This is a genomic window from Novosphingobium olei (assembly GCF_037076535.1).
GTDB classification, from domain to species: domain Bacteria; phylum Pseudomonadota; class Alphaproteobacteria; order Sphingomonadales; family Sphingomonadaceae; genus Novosphingobium; species Novosphingobium olei.
Map to the genome: position 1 here is coordinate 2,007,861 of NZ_AP029021.1, position 18,694 is coordinate 2,026,554.

At 67.5% G+C, this 18,694-nt stretch carries 16 protein-coding genes; 7 read left to right on the forward strand and 9 right to left on the reverse strand.

Annotated features, from left to right (window positions below):
- Positions 1–46: 46 nt before the first annotated feature.
- The 4 genes from AACH40_RS09450 to AACH40_RS09465 form a co-directional block, all read right to left on the reverse strand.
- Positions 47–1,696, reverse strand: a complete 1,650-nt coding sequence (locus AACH40_RS09450) for a family 43 glycosylhydrolase (protein ID WP_338642183.1) — start codon at positions 1,694–1,696, stop codon at positions 47–49.
- Between the two features lie 81 nt (positions 1,697–1,777).
- Positions 1,778–2,980: a DUF1343 domain-containing protein gene (locus AACH40_RS09455; protein ID WP_338642185.1), complete on the reverse strand. Its 1,203-nt coding sequence runs from the start codon at positions 2,978–2,980 to the stop codon at positions 1,778–1,780.
- A complete protein-coding gene (locus AACH40_RS09460; protein WP_338642187.1) occupies positions 2,977–3,507 on the reverse strand; it encodes a DOMON-like domain-containing protein in 531 nt (176 codons plus the stop codon). The genes AACH40_RS09455 and AACH40_RS09460 overlap by 4 nt, the downstream gene beginning before the upstream one ends.
- Before the next feature lie 88 nt (positions 3,508–3,595).
- Positions 3,596–4,024: a GIY-YIG nuclease family protein gene (locus AACH40_RS09465; protein WP_338642189.1), complete on the reverse strand. Its 429-nt coding sequence runs from the start codon at positions 4,022–4,024 to the stop codon at positions 3,596–3,598.
- A gap of 261 nt (positions 4,025–4,285) precedes the next feature.
- On the opposite strand from AACH40_RS09465, the gene tyrS reads away from it, so the two are divergent.
- The 6 genes from tyrS to AACH40_RS09495 all read left to right on the forward strand — a co-directional run bounded on the left by tyrS (position 4,286) and on the right by AACH40_RS09495 (position 12,281).
- Positions 4,286–5,515: a tyrosine--tRNA ligase gene (gene tyrS, locus AACH40_RS09470; RefSeq protein WP_338642190.1), complete on the forward strand. Its 1,230-nt coding sequence runs from the start codon at positions 4,286–4,288 to the stop codon at positions 5,513–5,515.
- 119 nt (positions 5,516–5,634) lie between these two features.
- Positions 5,635–5,973, forward strand: coding sequence for a PilZ domain-containing protein (locus tag AACH40_RS09475; RefSeq protein WP_338642191.1), 339 nt, complete (start codon positions 5,635–5,637; stop codon positions 5,971–5,973).
- 136 nt (positions 5,974–6,109) lie between these two features.
- Positions 6,110–8,281 (forward strand): TonB-dependent receptor, encoded by a 2,172-nt coding sequence (locus tag AACH40_RS09480; RefSeq protein WP_338642192.1) that lies wholly within the window; start codon positions 6,110–6,112, stop codon positions 8,279–8,281.
- 1,040 nt (positions 8,282–9,321) lie between these two features.
- Positions 9,322–10,605 carry an MFS transporter gene (locus AACH40_RS09485; RefSeq protein WP_338642194.1) on the forward strand — a complete coding sequence of 428 codons (1,284 nt, stop codon included), beginning with the start codon at positions 9,322–9,324 and terminating at the stop codon, positions 10,603–10,605.
- A 51-nt stretch (positions 10,606–10,656) separates the two neighbouring features.
- On the forward strand, positions 10,657–11,574 hold the full coding sequence (cysK, locus tag AACH40_RS09490) for a cysteine synthase A (protein ID WP_338642196.1): 918 nt from the start codon (positions 10,657–10,659) through the stop codon (positions 11,572–11,574).
- 5 nt (positions 11,575–11,579) lie between these two features.
- The gene (locus AACH40_RS09495; RefSeq protein ID WP_338642197.1) at positions 11,580–12,281 is read left to right on the forward strand and encodes a dienelactone hydrolase family protein; all 702 of its coding nucleotides are present in this window, start codon (positions 11,580–11,582) and stop codon (positions 12,279–12,281) included.
- On the opposite strand, the gene AACH40_RS09500 is transcribed toward AACH40_RS09495, so the two are convergent.
- The 5 genes from AACH40_RS09500 to AACH40_RS09520 form a co-directional block, all read right to left on the reverse strand.
- The gene (locus AACH40_RS09500; protein WP_338642198.1) at positions 12,278–13,738 is read right to left on the reverse strand and encodes a phosphotransferase; all 1,461 of its coding nucleotides are present in this window, start codon (positions 13,736–13,738) and stop codon (positions 12,278–12,280) included. The genes AACH40_RS09495 and AACH40_RS09500 overlap by 4 nt on opposite strands.
- Positions 13,739–13,807: 69 nt before the next feature.
- Entirely contained in the window at positions 13,808–15,601 is a 1,794-nt protein-coding gene (locus tag AACH40_RS09505) for an acyl-CoA dehydrogenase C-terminal domain-containing protein (protein ID WP_338642199.1), read from the reverse strand.
- 28 nt (positions 15,602–15,629) lie between these two features.
- Entirely contained in the window at positions 15,630–16,097 is a 468-nt protein-coding gene (locus tag AACH40_RS09510) for a MerR family transcriptional regulator (protein ID WP_169493533.1), read from the reverse strand.
- 40 nt (positions 16,098–16,137) lie between these two features.
- Complete coding sequence (gene hisI / locus AACH40_RS09515; protein WP_338642202.1) at positions 16,138–16,476, reverse strand: phosphoribosyl-AMP cyclohydrolase; 339 nt, start codon at positions 16,474–16,476, stop codon at positions 16,138–16,140.
- A 479-nt stretch (positions 16,477–16,955) separates the two neighbouring features.
- Positions 16,956–17,756: a ComF family protein gene (locus tag AACH40_RS09520; protein ID WP_338642204.1), complete on the reverse strand. Its 801-nt coding sequence runs from the start codon at positions 17,754–17,756 to the stop codon at positions 16,956–16,958.
- Positions 17,757–17,820: 64 nt separating this feature from the next.
- On the opposite strand from AACH40_RS09520, the gene AACH40_RS09525 reads away from it, so the two are divergent.
- Positions 17,821–18,630, forward strand: coding sequence for a class I SAM-dependent methyltransferase (locus AACH40_RS09525; protein ID WP_338646026.1), 810 nt, complete (start codon positions 17,821–17,823; stop codon positions 18,628–18,630).
- Positions 18,631–18,694 lie beyond the last annotated feature (64 nt).

The following is an 18,694-nucleotide window of genomic DNA, read 5'->3' on the forward strand; positions in this document are numbered from 1 at the left end:
CCACCCCGCGGGTGGATGGCACTTTCAGGACATGCGCCGCAACCAGTCAGGCCAGCGCGCGATAGCGGAAATTGCGGAACAGGGCGCGCCCATCCGGGCCGCTGGCGAACAGCGCCGGGCGCAGGCTGAGCAGGTTGTCGACGGTATTGGCGTTGTATCCCGAGACTTCGCTCCTGACCCCGTGCCGCGTCCACGCCTTGCCATCGAGGCTGTAGTACATGGTGACGATCTGGTCCTGATTGACGATGCGCATGTGCATCTTGCGCACCGCCGGCGCAGGCTCTGGCCAATAGGACGCCTTGCCGCCGCGATAGCTGACCATGCGGCTGCCATCGATGCCCATGCCCAGGAACAGCCGATCGTCGAACAGCAGCAGCAGGCCACCCTGCGCCCCGCCTTCGAGTTCGACTTCCACGGTGACCTCATAGGCGCGATCGCCGACCTGCTGGGTAACGACGGTGCCGTCCGACGGCCCCTTCCCCCGTGCCTGCAGCGCCAGTGCGCCATTGCCGATCGCAACGCGCGCTGCTTCGGCCGGCGCGCTGTTGTAAAGGTTCCACAAGGTGCCGAGGCGCGAAGATGCGAAATCATCGGAATGCGGCATGCCGTGCGGCACGGCCGCGCCCTTCGGCTTGGCCAGCGGCTGCGAAAGATCGCCGCCGACCGCGCGGAACCAGCCATCGGCGGTCCATTCGATCGGTTCGACCAGCGTCTGCCGCCCCAACGTGGTCAAGCCTGCTTCGTAGCCGTGATAGACCATCACCCATTGCCCGCCCGGCCCTTCGACGCAGGTGGCGTGGCCGCGCGACCACCACATCTCGTCGCGCGAACGGGTGCGCTGGATCGGGTTGTGCGGGCAGTTCTCCCACGGCCCATGGATCGAGCGCGAGCGCGCCGCGACGATCATGTGCCCGGTCGGCGGGCCGCTGGTGCCGCCCACGGCGTTGACCAGGTAGAACCAGTCGCCCCGCCGGAACAGCTTGGGCCCCTCTGGCGAAAAGGCTTCGGTGATCCAGTCATCGGGATAGTGCCACGCCTTGTAGGCATCTTCTACCGGGCCCGCCGTGGCGAGGCCATCGGGGGTCAGGCGCACGCGCTTGCCGTCGTTGAAGAACAGGTAGCGATGGCCGTCTTCGCCCACGACATGGCCGGGATCGATCAGGCCGCCGATCTTCAGGTCGATGGGATCGCTCCACGGCCCCGCCATCGACGGCGCGTGGATGACATAGGTGTTGGCAAAGCTTGGCAGGTCGGGCGACCAGGGCGCCTTCATGAAGGGAATGTAGATGAAATAGCGCCCGTCGTGCTTCGCGATATCGACCGCGAAGACGGTGCCCAGCGGCTTGGCCAGTGCCGGGCCGAGCGGGCGCCAGTTCACCAGATCGCGCGAATGCCAGATGAGCAGGCCGGGCGCGGAATCGAACGACGAATGCGTCATGTAATAATCGTCGCCGTCCTTGAGCACGGACGGATCGGGATAGTCGCCCGACAGCACGGGATTGAGGAAGCGCCCATCGCCCAGATCGGCAATCCGCTGGCCTTCGATGCCACGGCGCCATTGCGGCGCGGCGTCGGTTGCTGTCGCGCACCGGGCCGCCGGGCCTGTCGCCCTGGGCAGCGTGCGCGCAGTGGCGCTACCGCCTGCTGCCAAGGCTCCCAAGGCAGTCAGCTTGAGGGCCGATCGGCGCGATTCCATGCAACTTCTCCCGATTATTAGAATGTTTGCTCTAATTTAGGGAGCGTGTGCAGGCAAGACGTTTGGCGGGGCCTTGCCGCCTCAATAAAGCAGATGCGGCCGACGCGCCTCAATCCACGCCGCTTCGTCGGGCGTGGCGATCGCGTCGAGGTCGGCGGCGGTGGTGGCGGGATCATCGACCCATTCCCGCAAGGCGGGGCCGCCGTTGATCACGTCGATGGCGAGCTTGTCGAACACGTACTCGTACGGGAAATCGCGCCACAGCGGGTAGTCCGGATAGAGCCGCCGGATCGCCTTGAACGCCAGCGCCTGCAACCGCCACGGGCGGAAGGCGTGGTGGTCATAGAAGCGGCCCTCGGCATGGACCATCAGCGCGCTGCACAGCGACTTTGCGTGCTTGTGGAAGGTCGGTTCGAACCAGCATTCGCGGATCGCGGCGCCTTCCATCCACTGCGGGGCGAACGTGCGCATCTCGGCCAGCACGGCCTTGGCGTCGATATCGGGCGCGCCGAACAGCACTTCGAGCGGGCGGGTGGTGCCGCGCCCTTCCGAAACGGTCGCGCCTTCGATCATCACCGTGCCGGCATAGGCGCGCGCCATGTTGAGGCTGGCGGCGTTGGGCGACGGGTTGACCCAGATGCGGCTTTCCGGCCAGCCGAATCCGGGGCCGCTTTCGGGCTGCCAGCCCTCCATCGCGATCACGCGGTAATCGACATCGAGCTTGAAGTGATCGACGAACCAGTGGCCCATCTCGCCCAGCGTCAGCCCGTGGCGCATCGGCATCGGCCCGGCGCCCACGAAGCTTTCCCAGCCGGGCAGCAGCGTGGTGCCTTCGACCGGGCGGCCGGCAGGATTGGGCCGATCGAGCACCCAGACCGCCTTGCCCGTGCCTGATGCGGCTTCGAGCAGGTAGAGCAGCGTGGTGACGAAGGTGTAGATGCGGCAGCCCAGGTCCTGCAGATCGAACAGGAACACGTCGGCGCTGTCCATCATCCGCGCGGTGGGGCGGCGGACTTCGCCATAGAGGCTGAACACCGGGATGCCGTAGACGGGATCGAGCTCGTCGGCGGTTTCGACCATGTTGTCCTGCTTGTCCCCCTTCAACCCGTGCTGCGGGCCGAAGGCGGCGGTCAGGTTCACGTCGGGCAGTCCGGCCAGCGCATCGAGCGAATGAACCAGGCCTTCGGTAACCGAAGCGGGATGCGCGACGAGCGCGACGCGGCGGCCGGCGAGCGGGGCGCGCAAGGTGGGGTCCGCCAGCAGGCGATCGATACCGAACTTCATGGGGCGCTGGGTGCCGCAAGGTGGCCGTGGAAGCAAGCCGGGTCGTGGAAGTCGGGCGTCTCGCCTCCGTGGGCCATCGCCCAGTACGACTTGTGGCCGCCCTCCTCCTCGATCACCGCGGTCAGGCCATAGCGCGCCGGCAGCGGCGGCAGCACGCTTGCCGGCAGCACGGCATCGAAGATCAGCACGTTCTGCCCCCGGCGCGGGGTGCACGTCGGCTGGGGCGCGACCGGCCGCTCGGCCATGCCGGCGCGCACGTCGGCAAAGGAATAGGCGGCCCAGCGCTCGGACGGGCTGAAGTTGAATTCGGCATAGGCCGGGGCATCGGCCCCTTGCACGAACAGTTCGAAGCAGGTCGCCTGCCACAGCCCGTCGGCGCGGCGCTTGCCCGCAAACGGCGGCACGACCAGCGCGGCGGTGCCATCGACGCGCCAGCGAATGGTGAGCCAGTTGGCATCGAACCCGATGATCCGCGCGGAAACCGCCGTGACCTGCAGCGGGGGGCGTGCCGGGTAGTGGATCAGCATGGCAGTGGCTCCATGGCGCAGGGGAAGGACGGAAGGGGGAAGGACGGCCCTTCGACAAGCTCAGGGCGGGCGGTGTCTGGGAGAACAGTCATCCCTTTCCCCTCCGTGCTACTCCGCCACAACCCAACGCTATCCCTCCTCCGTCCGTGCTGAGCTTGTCGAAGCACCGTCCTTCTTCGGGGGCGCCCCACGCACGGCCTGCCCCCTCCCCCGTCCGTACTGAGCTTGTCGAAGCACTGCCCTTGTTCTTTGCCAACGCTGAAATTCGCACCCAATCCCCGCGGATCAGCGCAAGCTTCTTCGCCCGCGACCAGCCCTTGATCTGCCGTTCGGCGGCCTTCGCCTCGTCGCGCGTTGAGAATTGCTCGGACCAGACCAGGTCGACCGGCAAGTGGTCGCGCGTAAATCCGGGGATCGCACCGCTGGTGTGCTCTGCGATGCGGCGCTCGAGATCGTCGGTCTGCCCGACATAGAACGCGCCGCCCCGGCAGTGGAGCATGTAGGCCCAGAACCCCATGCCCGCACGCTAGGAAAAGGGCAGCCCTTCGACAAGCTCAGGGCAGACGGATATTGACGGACCGGTTCCCCTCCCCAGCCCATGTCGATCCTGCCGAAACGTCAGACGCTCCCCCCGCAACGCTTGCCCTACCCCGCCCGTGCAGAGCCTGTCGAAGCACCGAACTTCACTTTCCGCCAAGGCATCAGCCGAAGTCCCGCCGCCGGGTTCATTTCGCGCAACAGCCGTGCTAGGCGCGCCGCCACCAGAAAGAAGGCCGCGATGACCCAATACCAGTCGACCCTGCTCCGCCTGCTCGAAGAGCGTGGCTACATCCACCAGCTGACCGATGCCGAAGGGCTCGACAAGCTGGCGAGCGCGGGCGTGGTTCCGGGCTATATCGGCTTCGACGCCACCGCGCCATCGCTGCACGTGGGCTCGCTCGTGCAGATCATGATGCTGCGCCGCCTGCAGCAGGCCGGGCACAAGCCGGTGGTGCTGATGGGTGGCGGCACCACGCGGATCGGCGATCCGACCGGGCGCGACGAAAGCCGCAAGATGCTGTCGGACCAGACGATCGAGGACAACATCGCCTCGATCAAGCGGGTGTTCGAAAAGCTGCTGACTTTCGGCGACGGGCCGACCGACGCGGTCATGGTCAACAACCACGACTGGCTGGGCAAGCTGGGTTACATCGAGCTGCTGCAGGAAGTCGGCACGCACTTTACCGTCAACCGGATGCTGACGTTCGATTCGGTCAAGCTGCGGCTCGATCGCGAACAGCCGATGACGTTCCTCGAATTCAACTACATGATCCTGCAGGGATACGACTTCCGCCACCTGAACAAGGCGATGGGCGTGCGGCTGCAGATGGGCGGCTCCGATCAGTGGGGCAACATCGTCAACGGCATCGAACTGACCCGCCGCAAGGATGGCAGGGAAGTGTTCGGGCTGACCACGCCGCTGCTGACCACCGCCGATGGCAAGAAGATGGGCAAGACCGCCGCCGGCGCGGTGTGGCTCAACGAAGATGCCCTGCCCGCCTGGGATTTCTGGCAGTACTGGCGCAATGCCGATGACCGCGACGTGGGCAAGTTCCTGCGCCTGTTCACCGACCTGCCGCTCGACGAGATCGCCCGGCTGGAAGGCTTGCAGGGCAGCGAGATCAACGCCGCCAAGGTCGTGCTGGCGAACGAAGTGACGCGGCTGGTGCGCGGCGAAGATGCGGCCAGGGCGGCCGAAGCCACCGCGGCGGCGACCTTTGCCGGCGGGGGCCTGGGCGAGGACCTGCCGAGCCTGGTCGTTTCGGATGCAGATGTATCCATTGTCGATGCGCTGGTCGGGCTGGGCTTTGCCGGCAGCCGCGGCGAAGCCAAGCGGCTGGTGGCCGGCGGCGGCGCGCGCGTCGACGGAATTGCGGTGACCGATGATTCGCATCGTATCGTGATGGGCGAAAACGAAATTCGCATTTCGTCGGGAAAGAAGAAGCACGGGGTGCTGCGCAGCCGTTAACGGAAGAATTCTGCCGCACCCCGGCAACGGCCCGGCTTAAACGTGCCGCCCGCTTTACGAAATATAAGCCAATCCGGATCAAAACCTTGCCTATCAACTGACACCGGCAAGGAGGAAAGATGTCCGGAGGAGCTCAGCTTTCCGTCACCGACCAGCGCCGCGCCGCGCGGCATCCGGTGAACCTGCCCGTGATCGGCGAGCACCGGCAGCTTGGCGATGTGATGATGACGATCGTCAACATCTCGTCGACGGGCTTCATGACCAGCGGCGCGATCGAACTGGGGCGCGGCGAACGCGTCACCATTCGCCTGCAAGTGATCGGGCGAATCGAGGCGTTCCTGGTGTGGAACGATGGCGAACGCGCCGGTTTCCAGTTCGAGCGAATCGTCCGGCAGGACGATTTCATCAAGCTGATCAAGGCGTTGCAGCCCAATCCTAGGCTGCGCCAGAGCCGCTGACGGAACAGGACCTGAAGACGGCGCGCCGCGCGGCAGGGGCAGGAATGCCCTTGTTGCGCGGTTCGTCGATCAGGTGTTGATATATTATATCATCACGCTAAGCAGCATCCGCACAAACAAACAGCGGGTAGCAACCTTGAACGCTCTCTCCCCCCTTCCCCGTCGCTCCGCCCCCTCCCAGACGCTGCGCAGCGCGCTGCTTGCGGGATTTGCCGCCGGCGGCCTGTTCGGCGTGACGCCGGCGCTCGCCGCCGAGGCTGACGCTCCTGCCCCCGCCCCGGCCAGCGGCGATACCGAGGCGCACGCCGATCCCGCCACGCCCGACGATGCCGGCCACCCGCCGATCATCGTGTCGGGCCGCCTGATCAGCGGCGATCGCGACACGATCTCGGCCCCGGTGGTGCTGACCGGCGATGCCCTCGCCCGCAACGTCGCGCCGCAAATCGGCACGATGCTGGCCAAGCTGCCCGGCGTTTCGACCAGCGGCTTTGCCCCCGGTGCCAGCCGTCCGGTGCTGCGCGGCTTCGACGGCCCTCGCGTGCAGGTGCTGACCGACGGCATCGGCTCGCTCGACGCGGCATCGGTTTCGGCGGACCACGGCGTCGCGCTCGATACGCTGAACGTCGACCACATCGACGTGCTCCACGGACCCGCCGTGCTGCTCTATGCCAGCGATCCCGCCGGCGGCGCGGTCAACGCGATCGACAAGCGCATTCCGCGCAGCGTGCCCGACAAGACGATCTCGCTCACGGCGCTCGGCTCCTATGGCACCGCGGCCGATGCGGTGAACCTGGGCGCGGCGGCGGACGTTGTCATCGCACCGCGCCTCGTGGCGCATGTCGATGGCAGCTACAACCACGCGAACGACCTGCGCATCGGCGGCTATGCGCTGTCGCCACAGCTGCGCGCGCAGACGCTGGCCTCTGCCGCTGACCTTGCCGCCGATGGCGATCAGGCCGGGGCGGACCAGCTGACGACCCAGGCCAACCAGCGCGGCCGGCTGAGCAATTCGTGGGCCAAGGGCTATACCTTCGGCGGGGGCCTCGCCTTCATCGACGATGGCGGCAGCATCGGCATTTCGGTGCAGCGCCTGGCCAGCGACTACGGCATTCCGCCGCGCCCGGCGGTGGGCGATTCCGACCCCGTCTCGCTGTCGCTGCGCCAGACGCGCTATGACCTGCGCGCCAGCCTCAACGCCACCGGCTTCCTCGACCGGATCGACCTGCGCGCGGCCTATGGCGATTACACCCACGCCGAACTGGACGCGGGCGTCCCCGCAACGCGCTTCTTCAACAAGGCGATCGAAAGCCGGCTCGACCTGGTGCAGGCAAGGCACGGTGACTGGAGCGGACAGAGCGGCGTGCAGGTTTCGACCCGCAAGCTGTCCGTGGTCGGCGACGAGCGGCTGATCCCCGACACCAACACCGATCGCTTCGCCGCCTTCACGCGCCAGCAACTGAAGCTCGGCACGGTCGATCTGGAAGGCACCGCGCGTTACGAACACACCGCCGTCGCCACGATCGACGGGACGCAGCGCAGCAGCTTCAACCAGTATTCGGGCGGCCTCGGCCTTGCCTGGCATCCGGTCGAAAGCCTGACGCTCAGCCTTTCGGCGGCGCACGGCGAACGCGCGCCGACGTCGGAAGAGCTGTACATCGACGGCATCCACGATGCGACGCAGTCCTACGAGCGCGGCAACCCCGGCTTCCGCAAGGAGCGTTCGAACACGGTCGAAGCCGGCGCGCGCTTCCACGGCGAACGCTTCGCCGCGGCGGTCACCGCCTATGCCACCGATTTCAAGGACTACATCGCGCCGCTGCCGACCGGGGAGCTGATCGAGGGCTACCCGGTCTACCAGTTCACGCAGGTGCCGGCGAAGTTCCGCGGCATCGAGGCGGAAGCATCGGCCAAGGCGCTGCAGTGGGACAACGGCAGTTCGGTAAGCATCGATGGCAGCGTGGATTACGTCCACGCCAGCCTGACCGGCCTCGGCGCCGCACCGCGCATTCCACCGTTGCGGGTGCGCGGCGGCATCGAGTTCGATTCCGACATGTTCGACGCGCGCGCCGAAGTGGTGCGCAACGCCGCGCAGAACCGCGTGGCCGCGAACGAGAACCCGGTGGGCGGCTTCACGCTGGTAAACGCCAGCCTGACCTGGCGCCCCAAGGGCAAGGACGGCCCGCTGTCGCTGATCCTGTCGGGCGACAACCTGCTCGACGTATCGGGCCGCCTCGCCACTTCCGAAACCCGCGACTTCGTGCCGATTGCCGGGCGCGACGTGCGGATCACCGTGTCGCTGAAGATCTGACGGGCATTTCGCGCGCTCGGAAGAAAAGGGCTATCCTTCGACAAGCTCAGGATGGGCGGGGGTAAGGCGTGGCGCCCACCTCCGCCCGCACCATGGCGTCATCCCAGCGAAGGCTGGGATCGCTGGCCAGCAAGCGCCTCCCAACCGTTCCGCAAACCGAGAGCGATGCCAGCCTACGCTGGCATGACGGTTGAGGAGCGAACACCCCCTCCCCCAACCGCCTGCCCTGAGCCTGTCGAAGGGCCGCCCTTGTTCTCCCAAGCGCAACAGCGAGACAGGGCGTAACCCCACCCCATAGCGCTTGACCAGCGCCGGAAGACGTCCCGGGAGCGCGAGGGGGTGACCCCCTCGCATCTGTCCTGTTCTTCCCCAACCTTGACAAAACGTACCATATAGGTTATACGCCCCACCCACGGACCGGGAGCGGCATGGCCGGCTTGCTCTTCGCTCCTTCGGGCCAATCTCCACGCAGGGAAAGGCCCGACGCGACCGGCGCGGGTCGGCGCTGCGGGAGCCGCATCTCTCTTGGGGGATACGGCAGCGAGGGCGTTAAGCCCCAGTCCCGGGCACACCCAAGCCACTGCAACGGACGGGCGGATGTGGTGCGGTGGTTCAACCGCGTGCATGCGCCTCCCTGAAGTCACAGTGCCCCATGATCCGCCGACGATCCGCTTGTCCGATCAAAGGCCGTCCGGGCTGATCCTTCAGGGACTTATTCGCTACGGACCGGGCCGCCTTGCGAGCCGCCGCCCGGGTTTCGAGCCCCCGTCCGAATTCAGGCTGAGCCGATCCGGGATAGCCAACGCCCCGCCGGCCACTCGCCACAGCGTTCCTCTTGCCCTCCCACGCGCAGCGCCACGCATGGCGCCCGCGCCGGTCGCGCAGGTCCGTACACTTCCCAAACGGCGTTATCGTCCGGGCTCGCCGCCGGATATGGGGGCGTGGCCCCACAATCCTTCGGCGCGACTTATGTCTCGATTTACGCGGCTCATTAGTTTTCGTTGCTTGGCAAGCGACTTGCGCGCTGCCACTTGAAGGCGGTGTCAGACACTGCCCCCTCCCCCGAACCCACATCCCCGCTGCAGATCCCGGATTACCGCCGCTTCTGGACGGCGCGGCTGGCCTCTGCCTTTGCCACCACCGGCATGGTGGTGATCCTGGGCTACCAGCTCTACGACGTGGCGCGCGGCGCCTATGGCATGAGCATCGGCAAGGCTTCGTTCCAGCTCGGCCTTCTGGGGCTCGTACAGTTCCTGCCGCTGTTCCTGCTGACCCCGGTCGCGGGCGTGGTGGCCGACCGGTTCGACCGGCGGCTGGTGGTGACGTGTTCGATGCTGATCGACACGGTGGTGGCGCTGGTGCTGACGCTGGCGACGTGGCTGCAGGTTCTGAACCTGCCGCTGCTGTTCGGCCTTGGCGCGCTGCACGGCACGGCGCGCGTGTTCCTGGGGCCGGCGCTGTCCTCGATCGCGCCCAACGTGGTGCCGCCGGCGCTGCTGCCGCGCGCCGTCGCGATCAATGCGATGGCGTGGCAGATCGGTTCGCTGGGCGGCCCGGCCCTCGCCGGACTGATGTTCGCGGCCTATGCCCCGGCGCCCTATGCGGTTTCGACCGTGCTGCTGGCGGTGGGCGCGGTGCGCATCTTCGGTATCCGCCCGCTGCCCCCCAAGGAGGACAACCGCAACGTCCATCCGATCAAGCAGATCCGCGAAGGACTGTCGTTCGTGTGGAACGAACGCTTCCTGCTGGGCTGCATCACGCTCGACCTGTTCGCCGTATTGCTGGGCGGGGCAACTGCGCTGCTGCCGGTGTTCGCGCGCGATATCCTGACGATCGACGGGCACGCAGTCGGTTCGTATGGCCTGGGCTTCATGCGCGCGATGCCGGGCCTTGGCGCGGCGCTGGTGGCCACGTTCCTTTCCCGACGCCCGATCGAGCAGGAAGTCGGCAACAAGATGCTGCTGGCGGTGATCGCGTTCGGCGCGGCCACCATCGGCTTTGCCCTGTCGCGCAATTTCGCGCTGTCGCTGGTGTTCCTGGCGCTGATCGGCGCGAGCGACATGGTTTCGGTGTTCATCCGCAACACGCTGGTACAGCTGCACACGCCCGACGGCGTGCGCGGGCGCGTCTCGTCGATCTCGGGCCTTGCCATCTCGGCCTCGAACGAGCTGGGCGAAATGCAGTCCGGCGTGGCCGCCGCCCTGCTCGGCGCAACCGGAGCGGTTGTGTTCGGCGGGGTGGGTGCGATAGTCGTTACCGTGCTGTGGGCCTTCTGGTTCCCGGAACTGCGCCGGGCCCGGACGTTCGCGGCGAAGTACACCTGACGTTTCAACCGCAACACACATTCAACGCTCAACACCTGGGAGCATAGCGACATGAAAGCGGATTCCGTTCTCGCCACCATCGGCAACACCCCGCACGTGCGCCTGTCCCGCCTGTTTCCCGACCACGAGGTATGGGTGAAGAGCGAGCGCACCAATCCCGGTGGCTCGATCAAGGACCGCATCGCCCTTTCGATGATCGAGGCCGCCGAAGCCGACGGCAGCCTCAAGCCCGGCGGCACCATCGTCGAGCCGACCAGCGGCAACACAGGCATCGGCCTCGCCATGGTTGCGGCGGTCAAGGGCTACAAGCTGATCCTGGTCATGCCCGAATCGATGTCGATCGAACGGCGCCGGCTGATGCTGGCCTATGGCGCCAGCTTCGACCTGACGCCGCGCGAAAAGGGGATGAAGGGCGCGATCGCCCGCGCGCAGGAAATCGTCGAGACGACCGACGGCGCGTGGATGCCGCAGCAGTTCGAGAACGGCGCGAACATCGCCGTCCACGTGCGCACCACGGCGCAGGAAATCCTGAAGGACTTCGCCGACACGCCGATCGATGCGCTGATCACCGGCGTCGGCACCGGTGGCCACCTGACCGGTTGCGCCGAAGTGCTGAAGAAGAGCTGGCCCAACCTCAAGGCCTGGGCGGTCGAACCGACGCTGTCGCCGGTCATTTCGGGCGGACAGCCCGCGCCGCACCCGATCCAGGGCATCGGCGCAGGCTTCATCCCCGGCAACCTGCACACCCAGTCGATCGACGGCGCCATCCAGGTCGATCCGGCCGACGCCAAGGAATGGGCGCGTCGTTCTGCGCGCGAGGAAGGCCTGCTGGTGGGCATCAGCTCGGGCGCGACGCTGGCCGCCATCGCGCAGAAGCTGAAGGAGCTTCCCGCCGGCAGCCGCGTGCTCGGCTTCAACTACGATACCGGCGAACGCTACCTGTCGGTGCCCGACTTCCTGCCGGAGTAAGCCGCATGGCGCTCCAGCAGGTCGACTACCAGGACGGCGACGTCGCGCTCACGGGGTGGCTGGCGCTGCCCCAGGGCGCGGCGAAGGCGGGCATCGTGATCTTCCCCACGATCATGAACCGCAACGCCCCAATGGACCGGCGCGCGCAGATGCTGGCCGATGCCGGCTACGTCGCGCTGATCGCGGATTTCTATGGCGAAACGCCAGCCGACTTCGCCGCATCGCAAACGCTGTCGGCCACGTTGAAGGCAGACGTCGACGCCTATCGCGGGCGGATCGCGGCGGGCATCGCCGCGCTGCGGACGCACCCGGCGGCGGCGGGCCTGCCGCTGGCGGCCATCGGCTACTGCATGGGCGGGCAGGCGGTGCTCGAAGCCGCGCGCGACGGGCAGGACCTGCTGGCGGTGGCGAGCTTCCACGGGATTCTCACCACCGACCGCAAGGCCGACAAGGCGATCGGCCCGCGCGTGCTGGTCTGCCACGGCGATGCCGACCCGCTCGCCCCGCGCGACCATGTCCTTGCCTTCTGGGAGGAAATGGACGCGGTCGGCGCGAAGTGGCACTTCCACAGCTATGCGGGCGTCAAGCACGGCTTCACCGATCCCGGCAGCGACGCGCGCGGCCTGCCGGCCATCGGCTACGACGCCAGCGCCGACCGGCAATCGTGGGCGGCGCTGACCTCGCTGCTCGACGAAGTGCTGGGCTAGACCAGCTTCCAGTCCTTCAGCGCGGCCACATTGCGCTCCGCCAGCGTCATCAGCAGGCGGTCGTTATGCTCGGTGGATGGCATGGCCATGATCGCGCCGACCGTGAACTGCAGCGCGATGGGCAGTGCGGCGGCATAATCGGCGCGGGCGCGTTCCAGCGTCCATTCCGGCGCGACCTTGCCCACGGTCGCCACGCTCGCTTCGATCAGCGCGTTTTCGCAAGCGCGGCGATCGTCGGGGGTGAGCGATCCGGCAAGGAAATAGGCGAGATCGAGCATCGGGCTCGCCTTGGTGGCGAATTGCCAGTCGATCAGCCAGGCGCGCGGACCGTCCGGCGTATCTTCGAACATCACGTTATCGACGCGCGGTTCGCCGTGGACCAGCGTTTCGCCCTGCGCCGCGGTGCGGATGGCGGCCTCCATGCGGGGCACGAAGGCGTCGATCGCGTCGAGCACGGAGGGAGCGAGGCGGCCGGTGAAGCGGTTGCGGAATTCAGCGGCGGCGGCGGCATAGCCCTGCGCCGATTCGGCGGCCCCGCCCGCGCGATCCTGCAGCCAGGACGCGCCTTCGAGACGCGGATCGCCCCAGCTCGCGGCATGGAGCTTGGACAGTTCGGCCGCCACGGCATGGGCCTCTGCCACCGAGCAGCCGGCGATCTGGTCGCCCGCGCGAGTCCGTTCGGACAAGTCTTCCATCACGAGGTTGATGCCACGCCCATCGTCGCTGACCTTGCGCCAGAAGGCACGCGGGGTGGCGAGCGGCGGGTTTTCGCCGAGGAATTCGTAGACCGCGCATTCGCGGGCATAAACCTGCGCCGCGCCCGCCATTTCGATCGCCTGCGGGATGGCCGAGGTGATCTTGCACACCACCGCGCCCACCGCGTCGGCGGCGTTGGCGTTGTACGTGATCTGGGTGCGGATGGTCTGCGACATGTTGCCATGGCCGATCGCCTTGTTGGCAAGCAGGCTGACACGCGGCGACGCAACGCCCGCGTGCTGCAGCATGGCCTGGATCCAGGTCGGCGTGATCTGGTCGACGGTGGCGATCAGCGCCGGTTCGGGCAGGTCCTGCGGGACTGAGCTGTCACCCTCCACGCCCCAGCGGCCCGGGGTGTAGCTTGAATTCCAGCAATCGGTGAACTTGCCGTCGACAGCCTTGAACACCTCGATCCCGCACAGGTCGATCCGCTCGCCCTTGCGCGTGTGCATGTTCCACACCGAGGTGACGTAAGTGTCGTCGGCACAGAGCACTTCGTGGGTGAAGTAGGGTTCGGCGCGCTCGGACTGCTGGCGCACGCGGGCCATCTGGTCTTCGAGGCTAAGCGCGGTGACGCTGCCGGGATCGTGGCGGATGATCGGATCGGCGCAAAGCTCGGCAATCATCTCGACCTTGCGGTTGTTCCAGACCTCGGTCCAGTAAAGCTCGATAAGCTCCCTGGGGCTGCGCTTGGCCATCATTCTCTCCCGGATAATCTTAACCGCGTGGTTAAGCCGCCGGGAGAGAGTTGGTCAAGGACGACTATTCGGTCAGGCCGCGAAAGCTTCGGGCGGCAGCGCCATGATGGTATCCGCCCCCGCCTCGATCTCGCGACGCAGCGCGCCTGCATGCGGAGCGGAACGCAGCGCCCAGTGCTTTGCACAGACGAGCTTAGCGGCATAGAACGAAGGCTCCTCGCCCCCGTCGGCGCGCGCGGCGATCTTGGCCATGCGCAGCCACATCAGGCCGGTGGCGGCAATGCCCAGCAGCGTCATGTAGGCATAGGCCCCGGCGCCGAGGTTGTCGGGATTGGCCATCGCGTTGGACATGAACCACATGGTCGATGCCTTCAGCTCTCCATTCACCTTGGCAAGGCGTTCGGCAACGAGCCCGACCGCGTCGTTGTCGCTGCCTTCGGCGCATTCGTCGTCGACGAGCTTGAAGAAGGCCTGGATCGCGCGGCCGCCGTTGAGCGCCAACTTGCGCCCGGCAAGGTCCATCGCCTGGACGCCGTTGGCGCCTTCGTAGATCATCGCGATGCGGGCATCGCGCACGAACTGGTCCATGCCGTTTTCGACGATGTAGCCGTGGCCGCCCCACACCTGCTGCATGTCGGTGGCGACCTTGTAGCCCATGTCCGTGCCGTAGCCCTTGATCACGGGGGTGAGCAGGCCGATCAGGTCGTCGGCTTCCTGCCGTTCGGCCTCGGTCGCCGCCTTGTGCGAAAGGTCGACCAGCAGGCCGCCCCACAGGCACAGCGCGCGCATGCCTTCGATGAAGGTCTTGCCGTCCATCAACATGCGGCGAACGTCCGGGTGGACGAACAGCGGATCGGCCTTGGCGGCGGGGTCCTTGGCGCCGGTGAGCGAGCGGCCCTGGCGGCGTTCGCCGGCATAGGCGACCGCGTTCTGGTAGGCGACTTCGGCCTGTGCGAGGCCCTGGATGCCGACGCCGAGGCGCGCCGCGTTCATCATGATGAACATCGCGGCGAGGCCCTTGTTCTCCTCGCCCACGAGCCAGCCCTTGGCGCCATCGTAGTTCATCACGCAGGTGGCGTTGCCGTGGATGCCCATCTTGTGCTCGATCGAGCCGACCGACACGGCATTGCGCTCGCCCAGCGAGCCGTCCTCGTTCACCAACACCTTGGGCACGATGAACAGCGAGATGCCCTTGGTCGAATCCGGCGCGCCCGGCGTCTTGGCGAGCACGAGGTGGATGATGTTGTCGGCCAGATCGTGGTCGCCCGCCGAAATGAAGATCTTGGTGCCGGTGACGGCATAGGAGCCATCGGCCTGCGGTTCGGCGCGGGTGCGGATGAGCCCGAGGTCGGTGCCGCACTGCGGCTCCGTCAGGTTCATGGTGCCGGTCCATTCGCCCGAGATCATGCGCGGCAGGTACTTGGCCTTCTGTTCGTCAGACCCCTTGGCAAGGATCGCCGAGATCGCGCCCGCGGCAAGGCCGGGGTACATCGCGAAGGCCTGGTTGGATTCGCCCATGTATTCTTCGAAGGCGAAGCCCAGCGCGTGCGGCAGGCCCTGCCCGCCGAATTCCTGCGGCGCGGTCAGCGTGCCCCAGCCCGCTTCGCGGAACTGGTTGTACGCCTGCTTGAAGCCGGTGGGCGTGGTGACGCTGCCATCGGCATGGCGCGTGCAGCCTTCGCGATCGCCCACCTGGTTCAGCGGCGCGAGCACTTCGGAAGTGAAGCGGCCCGCTTCCTCGATCACCGCGTCGGTCATGTCGCGGGTGGCGCCTTCGAACCCGGGAAGGTTCGCATAGGATTCGAGGCGGACGAGTTCGTTGAGCACGAAACGGGTATCGCGCGTGGGCGCCTTGTAAACGGGCATGAGGGGTGCCTTCTGCTAAGGGTACGGGTCAGTCGACGTCGCGGCCGGCGGCGCGCTCGCGCGAGACGACGAGGTCGACGAAGCTGGTGAGTTCATCGATGGTGGCGGCAATGTCCGCCTGCTGCTTCTGGAGCATGTCGATCCGTTCGCGGCACTTGGCGATGGTGACGCGGCGCTGTTCGGCGCGGCCATCGTCGAGATCGTAGAGATCGATCATGTCGCGGATTTCGGACAGGCTGAAGCCGACGTTCTTGGCCCGCATGATCCAGGCGAGCCGCGCGCGGTCGCGCTTGGAGTAGATGCGCGACAGGCCGACACGGGTCGGCGAGATCAGCCCTTCGTCCTCGTAGAAGCGAAGCGCGCGGGCGGTCACTCCAAACTCGGCGGAGAGATCGGAAATGGTGAAATTCTCGCGCGCCAGCGCATCGGGCTGGTCGAGGTGGCCGGTGTGATCGGCGCTTTGGGCGACGGACTGGGTGAGCGGCTGCGACGACATGGCCGCAACCTAGCTAACCTTTACGTAAGCGTCAATGCCGTCAGGCGTCCGCGATCCGGGCGAGGCTGCCGTCGTCTTCGATGCGGCGGTAGAAGCACGAGGGCGCAAGCGTGTGGCACGCAGGGCCGGCCGGCTCGACCCGCAGTTCCAGCGCGTCCTGGTCGCAATCGACGCGGATCTCGATCACCTTGAGCACGTGGCCGCTGCTTTCCCCCTTCATCCACAACCGCCCGCGCGAACGCGAATGGAAGTGGGCGAATCCGGTCTCGCGCGTTTTCGCGATCGCTTCGGCATCCATGTGCGCCAGCATCAGCAGCGCGCCGCTGGCATGATCGACCGCCACCGCGGTGACGAGCCCGGCGGAATCGAACCGGGGCATGAACACGGCGCCCTGTTCGCGCAGCTCGGTTTCGGAAGAATGCGCGGAAATGGGACAGGCCTTTCGGATCGTTACCTCACCACAATGGTGGTTTGTTGCACGATAACCACAGATGGCGCCGAAAATCCATGCGCCGCGCACATGGGACTTTCGTCGCGGGCGGGGATCGTGGATGAAGACCATGCGGTTTGAGGGAGCCGCATCTGGACCGCCGAAAGGCGGCGCGAAGCGCCAAAGTTCAGGGAAAAAACGAGGGGCCTTTGCCCGAGCCGATCCCGCGGTGACACCGGGCGGCAGGGTACTGGAACGATGAGGGATACGGCGACGGCTGGTTCGGGGGGATCAGCCAGACGCGAGAGCGGCGCCAGCATTTCGTCACGAGGACGCCCGGGACTTCGGTTCCGGGCGTTTCTCGTTTCAGGGCCCTTCCCGCTTCGCCCCCTTCAACGCCCGGCATGCGGGACTCCTTCGCCCGGACTTCACGCCGCTGCCTGGCTTTCCGGGCCGGCGGCCTGCGTCGCATCGTCGATCGCTTCGTCCAGCACGCGGGCAAAGCAGGCGATGCGCACCCGCGCCGCGCCCGCCTGGCGCAGCGCCTTGATGCAGGCATCGGTGGTGGCGCCGCTGGTCAGCACATCGTCGACCAGCAGCACGCTGGCGCCAGCGATTCGCCCGCTGCGCGCAGGGTTGGCGCGGATCGCGCCGGCAAGCGCCCGGGCGCGGGTGCGCCGGTCGAGCCCGCCCAGCGAGGGCGTGCGGCGCGTGCGTTCAAGCGCATCGATGCACAGCGGCTGGCCGAGTGCGCGGGCAATGTGCTGCGCCAGCACCGCCGACTGGTTGTAGCCCCGCTTCCACAGCCGCCAGCGGTGCAGCGGCACCGGCACGACCAGCCATGGCCCATCGAGCGGGGGCACGCGCGCCGCCATCAGCCGCGCGAGCAGCGCGCCGAGCGCGACGCGGCGGCCGTGCTTGAAGGCGAGCACCAGCTTGCGCGAGGGCGCGGTGTAGAGCGTGGCGGCGCTGATGCCGTGATGGCGCGGCGGGTGGACCAGGCAGGCGGCGCAGACCAGCCGGTCCGAATCGCGCGCCACGTCCGCAGGTGCGTCAGTCTGGGCAAGCGGTCGCTGGCAGCGGCTGCAGGACGGATCGCCCGGCACCACCAGCGTGCTCCAGCATGCGCTGCACAAGCCGCCCTGCTCGGCCAGCGCCTCGCCACACAAGGGGCAGCGCGGCGGGAACACCAGGTCGAGCAGCGGCACGAACAGCGCGGGGGCGGTCATGCCGCGATACTCCGCGCAAAGCGGGGGGCTTGGCAAGAGCGTGCCGGGCGGGCAGGCACGCGCCATGGCCAGCGCGCTTCCCCCCCAGACTCCGCCCACGATCTTCTCCCCTGCCCGGCGCCTTGCCGTGCGGCGGCGGATGCGGCGCTTGCAACAAAGGGCCGATGCCGCGCGATACCTGGCCGAGGACATGGCCGAGGACGTGCTCGAGCGCCTTGGCTTCCTGCGCCACGAACCGCGCCGGGCGCTGCTGATCGGCGACGTGACCGGGCAGGTCGCGGCGGCGCTGCGCGCGCAAGGGTGCGAGGTCGTGGTGGCCGACCCCGCGCCGCTTCCAGGCGAACAGGAACTCGACGAGGAAGCCCCCTACCCCTTCGGCGGGTTCGACCTCGTGGTGAGCCTCGGCACGCTCGATAGCGTGAACGACCTGCCCGGCGCGCTGGTGCACGGGCGGCGCGCGCTGGCGCCCGACGGGCTCGCGGTGATCAGCTTCATCGGCGCGGGCAGCGTGCCGGCGCTGCGAGCGATCATGCTGGCCGCCGATGGCGAGCGCCCTGCCCCGCGCATCCATCCGCAAGTCGACGTGCGCGCCGGCGCGCAGCTGGTGCAGCGCTGCGGCTTTGCCGATCCGGTGGCCGATTCGCGCACGCTGACAGTGGCGTTCCGATCACTGCGCCGGCTGGTCGCGGACTTGCGCGAACAGGGCCTTTCGGCGGTTCTGGCCCGCGGTGGCCCGGCCTTGGGCAAGGCTGGGCTGGCTCGGGCCGAGGCCGCCTTTGCCGCAGCGGCGGACAACGATGGGCGCGTGGTCGAACGCTTCGAGATCGTGACCCTGAGCGGCTGGGCCAAGCCGCTGCGCGCGCCCAAGTTCTGAGAACTCGCGTTTCCATCAGTTGAGGCGGCCCCCGTGCGCCGCCACCTTCGCCTGCGATCCGGCA